We start from the raw sequence: 8,157 nt of genomic DNA on the forward strand, positions 1-8,157 counted from the left end.
GGCCCGCCCGGCCCGGCCCGGTCAGGCGGCCATGCGGGGGACGCCGAGGAAGTCGCGTTTGCCGAGCGGGACGCCCTGGGCGCGCAGGATCGCGTAGGCGATACTGGCGTGGAAGTAGAAATTGGGCTGCGAGAAGGACAAAAGGAAGTTGGCGCCGGTGAAGGGCATGACATAGCTGCCGAATTCGAACTTCGTCGCGGCGGTGGCCAGCGTGTCGAACTCGGCCGGGTCATAGGCCTCGAGCGTCGCGATCGCGCCCTGCACCGCGGCGTGGAGCCCAGCGAAATCGGTCGGCCAGGCGCTGCGGTCGGGGGAGAAGACGCCGTCGCGGACGCCCTGCACGCCGCCCGCCGAATGCGCGACGCACGACTTCACCTGATAGCCGAAGGGGAGCATGTCGTCGGCGAGCTTCGCGTCGATCAGCGTGGCGGGGTCGATCCCGCGCTGGGCGGCGAAGGCTTCCGCCTTGTCGAGCAGCGCGTCGAGCGCGCGCAGGACCTGGAGGTTGGAGGGGATCGTCGCATCGTAGAGGGACAGGGTCATCGATCGGGCTCCGCTGAGATGCGGCAACCTATGGCCGTGCGGCGGCATGTGCCAGCGTTGTTTCGCTCGCCGCGTCCAGCCGCTATATACGGCGGTGAACCCACGAGGAATCTTCATGTCCCTTCGTCCCTGGCGCGATATCACCCGCCGTACGAGCCGCCAGATCATGGTCGGCAACGTCCCCGTCGGCGGCGATGCGCCCGTCACCGTGCAGACGATGACCAACACGCCGACCGACGACATCAAGGCGACGGTCGACCAGATCCGCCGCTGCGAAGAGGCGGGCGTCGACATCATCCGCGTCAGCTGCCCCGACGTCGAATCGACCAGCGCGCTCAAGCAGATCGTCCGCGCGAGCCGCGTGCCGATCGTCGCGGATATCCACTTCCACTACAAGCGCGCGCTCGAGGCGGCGGATGCGGGGGCGGCGTGCCTGCGGATCAACCCGGGCAATATCGGGTCTGCGAGCCGCGTGAAGGAGGTCGTCGACGCGGCGAAATCCAATGGCTGCGCGATCCGGATCGGCGTGAACGGCGGGAGCCTCGAGCGGCATCTGCTCGAAAAATATGGCGAGCCGTGCCCCGATGCGCTGGTCGAATCGGCGCTCGATCATATCAAGTTGCTGCAGGACCATGACTTTCACGAGTTCAAGGTCGCGGTGAAGGCGTCCGACCTGTTCCTCGCGGTCGCGGCGTATCAGCAGCTCGCCGAACAGGTCGACTGCCCGCTGCATCTCGGCATCACCGAGGCGGGCGGGTTCGTCGGCGGTACGGTCAAGTCGGCGATCGGGATGGGCAGCCTGCTCTGGTACGGGATCGGTGACACGATCCGCGTCTCGCTGTCGGCCGAGCCCGAGGAAGAGGTGCGCGTCGGGTTCGAGATTTTGAAGGCGCTGGGCATCCGCAACCGCGGCGTGCGCGTCGTGTCGTGCCCGAGCTGTGCGCGGCAGGGGTTCGACGTGATCCGTACCGTCCAGGCGCTGGAGGAGCGGTTGCAGCATATCCGCACGCCGATGTCGCTCAGCGTGCTCGGCTGCGTCGTGAACGGGCCGGGCGAGGCGCGCGAGACCGATATCGGGATCACCGGCGGCGGCAACGGCAAGCACATGGTGTATCTGTCGGGGGTCACCGACCATCATGTCCAGGACGCGGACATGGTGAACCATATCGTCAAGCTGGTCGAGGCCAAGGCGGCGGAGATCGAGGCCGCGGATGCGGCGGTCGCGGCGCTGGTGCCGGAGATGGCGGCGGAATAGGTCCGGTGCTATGCGTCGGGTACTGGAGGCTCGGCCATGACCTATCATGCCAAGGTGATCACTGGCGGCAAGATCGTGATTCCGGCGGACTTGCGCCGGGAATTGGGCATCAAGGACGGTGACTCGATCGTCCTCGAAGCGAACGCCGACGGCATCCTGCTTCGCCGTGAGGACCCCGATGCGGCGCTGGCGCGTCTGCGTCGCGGGCTCAGCGGATATAGCGTCGACCAGTTTCTTCACGAGCGACGCGCCGACTGGGGCGAATGAGACAGGTCATCGATGCGTCGGTCGTGCTGGCCCATCTTCGCGGTGAGCCGGGCGGCGATATTGTGGTTCGCGACGATGGCCCTTTCTGCCTGTCCAGCGTCAATCTGGCCGAGATCATGACGAAGGTAATCGACCTCAATCTTTCAGCGGATGACGTGACCAGTGTGCTCAAGACGCTGCCGATCGAGAGCTTCGCCTATGGCACGGAAGACGCGGTGCGGACGGCGACGTTGCGCACGGAAACGCGGCCGCTGGGCCTCTCGCTCGGCGATCGCGCGTGCCTTGCGCTCGCGACGCGCCTGGCGGTGCCGGTGTTGACGGCAGATACTGCGTGGGCCGGGCTCGATCTGGATATCGAAGTCCGCCTGATTCGATGACAGCCCGGCTCGTTTCGCCGGCGCTGGCCTTTGCGGTCGCGGCGCTCGGGATCGGGTTGTTCTCGGTGATGGACGCGGTGATGAAGTCGCTGGTGCTGGGGATCGGGGTGTATAACGCGCTGCTCTGGCGGCAGATGGCGAGTGTCGGGCTGGGGGCGGTCGCCTGGAAGCTCGGGCGGAGCGGGCGGCCGAGCGGGCGGGCGCTGAAACTCCATATTGCCAGGGGGTTGGTGACCGCGGCGATGGCGCTGCTGTTCTTCTGGGGGCTGGCGCGCGTGCCGATGGCGCAGGCGATTTCGCTGACCTACATCTCGCCGATCCTCGCGCTGCTGCTTGCCGCCGTCACGCTGGGTGAGCGGGTCGGGCGCCGAGTCGTGGTCGCGTCGATCCTGGCGCTGGGCGGGGTCGGGATCGTGATGATCGGGCATGGCCGCGAGGGCGCGGCGGGGGCGGCGAGCCTGACGGGGGTCGCCGCGGTGCTGGGATCGGCGCTGCTCTATGCGGTCAACCTGGTGATCGCGCGGGTGCAGGCGCAGGCGGCGCGGCCGGGCGAGATCGCGTTCTTCCAGGCGTTGGTGGTGACCGCGACGCTCGCGCTCGCCGCGCCGTGGCTGGCGGTGGTGCCCGATGCGGCGACATGGCCGCGGCTGTTGCTGGCGGCGGGGCTGGCGACCGCGTCGCTGTGGCTGCTCGGCTGGGCCTATGCCCACGGCGACACGGGATTTCTAGCGACGACCGAATATAGCTCGTTCGTCTATGCCGCCGGGCTCGGCTATCTGGTGTTCGGCGAGCGGGTGTCGGCGTTTACCGCGTGCGGCGCGGGTGTCATCGTCGTCGCATGCCTGTATGCGGCGCGGCGGCGCGATATCGCGCAGACGTCGATGGAGGCCGCCGCATGACCCAGATCCGTTCCGCCACCCGCGCCGATACCGGCACGATCCTGCGCTTCGTCCGCGAACTCGCGGCGTTCGAGCGCGAGCCCGATGCGGTCGAGGCGACCGAGGCGACGCTGGGCGAGGCGCTGTTCGGCGACGCGCCCGCGGCGGAGGCGGTGATCGCGGACGGGGCAGACGGGCCGGTCGGTTTCGCGGTGTTCTTCCACAATTTCTCGACCTGGACGGGGAAGCGCGGCCTGTATCTGGAGGATCTGTACGTGACGCCCGAGGCGCGCGGGCAGGGGGTCGGCGGCGCGCTGCTCGCGCATCTGGCGGGGATCGCGATCGACCGCGGGTGTGCGCGGTTCGAATGGTCGGTGCTCGACTGGAATGCGGATGCGATCGCGGTCTATCGCAAGCTGGGTGCGGTGGGGATGGAGGACTGGACGATCCAGCGGTTGACGGGGGATGCGCTGGTGAAGCTGGCGGGGCGGTAGGAGCGTCGTCATCCTGACGGACGTCGGGAGCCAGAGCCACGCAGTCCGGCGCTAAGTAACTCTGGATCCTGACTTTCGTCAGGATGACGGAAGAAGAAGGGGCGTCAGTTGCGGGCGACCGTTGTGCGCCAGGTGACGGGCCAGGTGATCGCGCCGCGGCATTCGCCCATCATGCGCATTTCGGCGAGGCGGAAACGGGTGCCGTCCCAGACATAGTCCTGGCCGACGCCGCAATCGCCGATGCCGCGACCCTTGGCGTAGGAGCTGAGCAGTCCGGTCTTCGGGTCGTAGCCCGCATTGACAAGGGCGGGTTTCGCGCCGGGTTCGCCGAATTGCGGGGGCAGGTCGAACGGCGCTTCGCTGGCCTTGCCGTCGCGGACGATCAGCGCGCGGGTTATGACATTATACGCGCCGGATCCGCAGGATAGCAGGACGAGATCAGTGGTCGCGTCGAGCGCATGGGTCTCGTTGGTGACGGGGCCGAACTGGTCCGCGGCACAGCCGGTGCGCTGGCGCATCTGTGCGACGAGCGGGGCTGCGGGGGCCTGCGCGCGGCGGTCGGTGAGCGGGGCGGCGAGGATCGTCGGCAGTGCGGGCGGGGTGGTCGCGGGCGTCGTGTCGCCGGTCGCGACGAGCGCGGTGGCGGTGTCCGCACGGCCTTGCTGGGCGTCGGCATAGCGGAGCGCGGCGGCGGCGCCGGTGATGACGACGGGGATCGTCCGGCCGTCGAGTCGCGCGGTCATCGCGGTGCCGGTGGCGAGGCGGCGGGCGAGCGTCATCGCGACCGGGCCGGTGACGGTGAAGCGCCGGTCGTCGCCCGGATTGCCGCTGGCGAGCGGGGTGCCGTCGATCGCGACGACGACGCGGCGCAGCGCGCTGCCCGGCGTGCCGATCGTCACCGAGACGGGCGCGTCGGTGGCGGGGCCGCGTTCGATGACGATCGAGAGTTCGGCGATGCTCGAATCGTCGGGCGCCATCGAGACCGCGGTGCAATAGGCACCGTTGTCGCAGGCAATTTCCCAGGCGCCGAAGGTCTTTACGCTGGTCGGGCGGGGTCGCGCCTTCGAGTCGACGGCGGGCTCCGCGGGGGCCTGCGGGGCGGCGCCGCGCGCGATCGGGCGCGGTTTGGGGCGGGCGGGGGTTTCGAGCGGGACGGTGGCGTCGTTGGGCGCGCCGGTGTTGCCGCTGGGGCTGCAGGCCGTCGCGGCCACCAGAACCGAAACGGGCAGAAGCGAAACGAGAACTGGATAGCGCATGCGACCTCCTGACCGGTCTGGCGGCGACGGTCCCGCTTCGATAGGGGCGAGGCCATAGTCGAACAACCGTCAATGGTAAGGGCGGCAATCAAGATGGAGAGTGCGATGCAGACGATCGGCGTAATCGGCGCGGGACAGATGGGCGCGGGGATCGCGCAGGTCGCCGCGCAGGCGGGCTACCGCGTGCTGCTGGCCGATATGGGCCTGCCCCAGGCCGAGGCGGGCAAGGCGGGGATCGGCAAGGCGATGGCGCGGCTGGTCGAGAAGGAGAAGATCACCGCCGACTTCCGCGAGACGACTTTGGCCAATATCGAGCCGGTCGCGAGCGTCGCCGAGATGGGCGACTGCTTCATCGTCGTCGAGGCCGCGACCGAGCGCGAGGCGATCAAGCGGACGATCTTCGCCGAGGTCGGCAAGGTATTGAAAGCGGACGCGATCCTGGCGTCGAACACCTCGTCGATCCCGATCACGCGGCTGGCGCAGGCGGCACCCGATCCGGCGCGGTTCATGGGCGTGCATTTCTTCAACCCGGTGCCGGTGATGCGGCCGATCGAGCTGATCCGCGGGCTCGCCACGTCGGACGCGACGGTCGCCGCGGTCGAGGCGTTCGCCGAAAAGCTCGGCAAGCAGGTCGTGCACGCGAACGACGCGCCGGGGTTCATCGTCAACCGCGTGCTGATGCCGATGATCAACGAGGCGTGCTTCGCGCTGGGCGAAGGCGTGGCGGGGGTGCGCGACATCGATCTGGCGTGCCAGCTGGGGCTCAATCATCCGATGGGGCCGCTGACTCTGGCCGATTTCATCGGGCTCGACACCTGCCTGGAGATCACCCGCGTGCTGTTCGAGGGGACCGGCGATCCGAAGTTCCGGCCCGCGCCGCTGCTGGTCAAATATGTCGAGGCGGGGTGGTTCGGGCGCAAGACCAAGCGCGGCTTCTACGACTATTCGGGGGCGGAGCCGGTGCCGACGCGCTAACCAGATCGGTTATTTACCCTTGACATCGTCACGCTGTTCTGGCACATAACGGGAACGATGACGAATTGCGAGTCGGGCCGGACGCGGTCGGGGTGATCCCCCGGCGGCGGACCGGCCCGATCCATTTGGGGGATGGCGCATGGCGGCGGGGGCGGTTGGCGGGAGCGTGAAGGCGGGGCGGTTGCAGGTGCGCAAGACCGCCCCGCGCGGCTGGACGCCGGTGAAGCGCGCGGCGTTTCTCGAGCATCTGGCGGCGACGTGCAACATCGCGGCGTCGGCGCGCGCGGTCGGGATGGCGCCGCGCGGGGCGCATGCGCTGAAGGCGCGCGACGCGGTGTTCGCGGCCGACTGGGCGAGGGCGATCGAGGCGGCGTACGAGACGCTCGAGGTGCGGTTGCTGGCCTATGCGCTGGGGGAAGGCGAGGGGGAAGCTGAGGCGGAAGCTGAGGCTGAAGCTGACGGGGATGCGGAGGCGGAGTTGCGCGGGGCGCATTTCGATCCGCGGGTCGCGGTGCAGGCGCTGGGGTTTCGCAAGCGTGGGGGTTCTGCCGTTGGAGCGGGGGCGGGGACGCTGCGCAAGCGCGTGTCGCTGGCCGAGCTCGAGGCGGTGCTGGTCGCGCGGCTCGATGCGCTCGACGCGCAGGCGGCGTCCGTCACGGGGGATGCGTGATGGCGGACACCGAGGGTGCGACGTTCGATCCTGCCGTGCTCGCGCGGTTGCGGGGGTTGCCGCGGGGGCAGCTGGTGACGCTGCTGCGCGGGCTGTCCGAGGCGGAACTCAGGACGCTGCACGAGAGCTGGGCGATCTGGGCGTTGCCGGGGCAGCGCGAACCCGCGGGCGACTGGCAGGTCTGGCTGATCCGCGCGGGCCGCGGCTTCGGCAAGACGCGCGCGGGCGCCGAATGGGTGAGCGCGCTGGCCCGCGCGATGCCCGGCGCGCGGATCGCGATGGTCGGCGGCACGATAGACGACGTCCGCAAGGTGATGGTCGAGGGCGAGAGCGGGCTGATCGCGGTGGCGCAGGCGGGCGAGACCTATCGCTGGCGGCGCGACGCGGGCGAGTTCGTGTTCGACAGCGGCGCGCGCGCGTTCGTCTATTCGGCGGAGGCGCCCGAGAAGCTGCGCGGGCCCGAGCATCATGCGGCGTGGTGCGACGAGCTCGCCAAGTGGCGCTACGGCGACGCGACCTGGGACAATCTGATGATGGGGCTGCGGATCGGCGACCGGCCGCGGGTGCTGGTAACGACGACGCCGCGGCCGGTGCCGCTGATGCGGCGGCTGCTCGCGCTGCCGGACCTGTATGAATCGCGCGGGGGGACGGGGGAGAATCCGTTCCTGCCCGCGTCGTTCGTCGCGGCGATGACCCAGACCTATGCGGGGACGCGGCTGGGGCGGCAGGAGCTGGACGGCGAGCTGATCGACGATGTCGAGGGGGCGCTGTGGACGCGCGACCTGCTCGAGCGGCAGCGCGGCGGGGTGGTGCCGGCGCTGGTGCGCGTGGTCGTGGGGGTCGATCCGCCCGCGGGGACCGGGGGCGATGCGTGCGGGATCGTGTGCGTCGCGATGGGCGAGGACGGGCTCGCCTATGTCCTCGAGGATGCGAGCGTTGCGGGCCTGTCGCCCGAGGGCTGGGCGCGCGCGGTGGCGGACTGCGCGGCGCGGCACGGCGCGGACCGGGTGGTCGCGGAGTGCAACCAGGGCGGGGAGATGGTGCGCAGCGTGCTGATGGCCGCGGACTGTGCGCTGCCGGTGCGGCTGGTCCATGCGAGCCGCGGGAAGGTCGCGCGGGCGGAGCCGGTGGCGACGTTGTACGAGGGGCGGCGGGTGTTTCATGTCGGGGCGTTTCCGGCGCTGGAGGACGAGCTCTGCGGGCTGGTGAGCGGGGGGTATGTCGGGCCGGGGCGCTCGCCGGATCGGGCGGATGCGCTGGTTTGGGCGCTGACGGAGTTGTGCTTGCGGCGGCGGGTTAAGGTGGGGGTGAGGGTGGTTTGAGGGGGGGGCTCCTTCCCCTTTCTCCCTTTCCCTTTCGTGGTTTCCCCCGTCCGTTCGTGCTGAGCGTAGTCGAAGCACTGGCGCGCGGGTCGTGCCCTTCGACTTCGCTCAGGGCGAACG

10 protein-coding genes are annotated in these 8,157 nt (G+C 69.8%); 8 read left to right on the plus strand and 2 right to left on the minus strand.

All coding sequences use genetic code 11. From position 1 onward, the window contains the following. Positions 1-21 precede the first annotated feature (21 nt). The gene (locus ASE89_RS02765) at positions 22-543 is read right to left on the minus strand and encodes a DUF1993 domain-containing protein (protein WP_056673782.1); all 522 of its coding nucleotides are present in this window, start codon (positions 541-543) and stop codon (positions 22-24) included. Positions 544-658: 115 nt separating this feature from the next. On the opposite strand from ASE89_RS02765, the gene ispG reads away from it, so the two are divergent. The 5 genes from ispG to ASE89_RS02790 are packed head-to-tail and all read left to right on the plus strand — an operon-like array spanning position 659 to position 3,814. Next, positions 659-1,798: a flavodoxin-dependent (E)-4-hydroxy-3-methylbut-2-enyl-diphosphate synthase gene (gene ispG / locus ASE89_RS02770; RefSeq protein ID WP_031440350.1), complete on the plus strand. Its 1,140-nt coding sequence runs from the start codon at positions 659-661 to the stop codon at positions 1,796-1,798. 36 nt (positions 1,799-1,834) lie between these two features. Beyond that, on the plus strand, positions 1,835-2,065 hold the full coding sequence (locus ASE89_RS02775) for an AbrB/MazE/SpoVT family DNA-binding domain-containing protein (RefSeq protein WP_043156878.1): 231 nt from the start codon (positions 1,835-1,837) through the stop codon (positions 2,063-2,065). Beyond that, entirely contained in the window at positions 2,062-2,442 is a 381-nt protein-coding gene (locus ASE89_RS02780) for a type II toxin-antitoxin system VapC family toxin (protein WP_056673784.1), read from the plus strand. Before ASE89_RS02775 ends, ASE89_RS02780 begins: the two co-directional genes overlap by 4 nt. Then, a complete protein-coding gene (locus ASE89_RS02785) occupies positions 2,439-3,341 on the plus strand; it encodes a DMT family transporter (protein WP_056673787.1) in 903 nt (300 codons plus the stop codon). Before ASE89_RS02780 ends, ASE89_RS02785 begins: the two co-directional genes overlap by 4 nt. Further along, a complete protein-coding gene (locus ASE89_RS02790) occupies positions 3,338-3,814 on the plus strand; it encodes a GNAT family N-acetyltransferase (RefSeq protein ID WP_056673791.1) in 477 nt (158 codons plus the stop codon). Before ASE89_RS02785 ends, ASE89_RS02790 begins: the two co-directional genes overlap by 4 nt. A 104-nt stretch (positions 3,815-3,918) precedes the next feature. Here ASE89_RS02790 and ASE89_RS02795 read toward each other — a convergent pair whose 3' ends face one another. Then, complete coding sequence (locus tag ASE89_RS02795) at positions 3,919-5,070, minus strand: DUF1176 domain-containing protein (RefSeq protein WP_082451198.1); 1,152 nt, start codon at positions 5,068-5,070, stop codon at positions 3,919-3,921. A 105-nt stretch (positions 5,071-5,175) separates the two neighbouring features. Here ASE89_RS02795 and ASE89_RS02800 point away from each other — a divergent pair, with 105 nt between their 5' ends. The 3 genes from ASE89_RS02800 (at position 5,176) to ASE89_RS02810 (ending at position 8,037) form a co-directional block, all read left to right on the plus strand. After that, positions 5,176-6,045 (plus strand): 3-hydroxyacyl-CoA dehydrogenase NAD-binding domain-containing protein, encoded by an 870-nt coding sequence (locus tag ASE89_RS02800; RefSeq protein ID WP_056675216.1) that lies wholly within the window; start codon positions 5,176-5,178, stop codon positions 6,043-6,045. Positions 6,046-6,184: 139 nt separating this feature from the next. Continuing rightward, entirely contained in the window at positions 6,185-6,715 is a 531-nt protein-coding gene (locus ASE89_RS02805; RefSeq protein WP_056673798.1) for a hypothetical protein, read from the plus strand. Continuing rightward, on the plus strand, positions 6,715-8,037 hold the full coding sequence (locus ASE89_RS02810) for a DNA-packaging protein (protein WP_056673801.1): 1,323 nt from the start codon (positions 6,715-6,717) through the stop codon (positions 8,035-8,037). The genes ASE89_RS02805 and ASE89_RS02810 overlap by 1 nt, the downstream gene beginning before the upstream one ends. The last annotated feature ends 120 nt before the right edge of the window (positions 8,038-8,157 follow it).

Source organism: Sphingomonas sp. Leaf30 (genome assembly GCF_001422525.1).
GTDB lineage: Bacteria > Pseudomonadota > Alphaproteobacteria > Sphingomonadales > Sphingomonadaceae > Sphingomonas > Sphingomonas aerolata.

Bases quoted from the DNA above. Each gene is read 5' to 3' on its own strand.
- ASE89_RS02765 (WP_056673782.1), bottom strand. From the start codon at position 543: ATGACCCTGTCCCTCTACGATGCGACGATCCCCTCCAACCTCCAGGTC.
- ispG (WP_031440350.1), top strand. From the start codon at position 659: ATGTCCCTTCGTCCCTGGCGCGATATCACCCGCCGTACGAGCCGCCAG.
- ASE89_RS02775 (WP_043156878.1), top strand. From the start codon at position 1,835: ATGACCTATCATGCCAAGGTGATCACTGGCGGCAAGATCGTGATTCCG.
- ASE89_RS02780 (WP_056673784.1), top strand. From the start codon at position 2,062: ATGAGACAGGTCATCGATGCGTCGGTCGTGCTGGCCCATCTTCGCGGT.
- ASE89_RS02785 (WP_056673787.1), top strand. From the start codon at position 2,439: ATGACAGCCCGGCTCGTTTCGCCGGCGCTGGCCTTTGCGGTCGCGGCG.
- ASE89_RS02790 (WP_056673791.1), top strand. From the start codon at position 3,338: ATGACCCAGATCCGTTCCGCCACCCGCGCCGATACCGGCACGATCCTG.
- ASE89_RS02795 (WP_082451198.1), bottom strand. From the start codon at position 5,070: ATGCGCTATCCAGTTCTCGTTTCGCTTCTGCCCGTTTCGGTTCTGGTG.
- ASE89_RS02800 (WP_056675216.1), top strand. From the start codon at position 5,176: ATGCAGACGATCGGCGTAATCGGCGCGGGACAGATGGGCGCGGGGATC.
- ASE89_RS02805 (WP_056673798.1), top strand. From the start codon at position 6,185: ATGGCGGCGGGGGCGGTTGGCGGGAGCGTGAAGGCGGGGCGGTTGCAG.
- ASE89_RS02810 (WP_056673801.1), top strand. From the start codon at position 6,715: ATGGCGGACACCGAGGGTGCGACGTTCGATCCTGCCGTGCTCGCGCGG.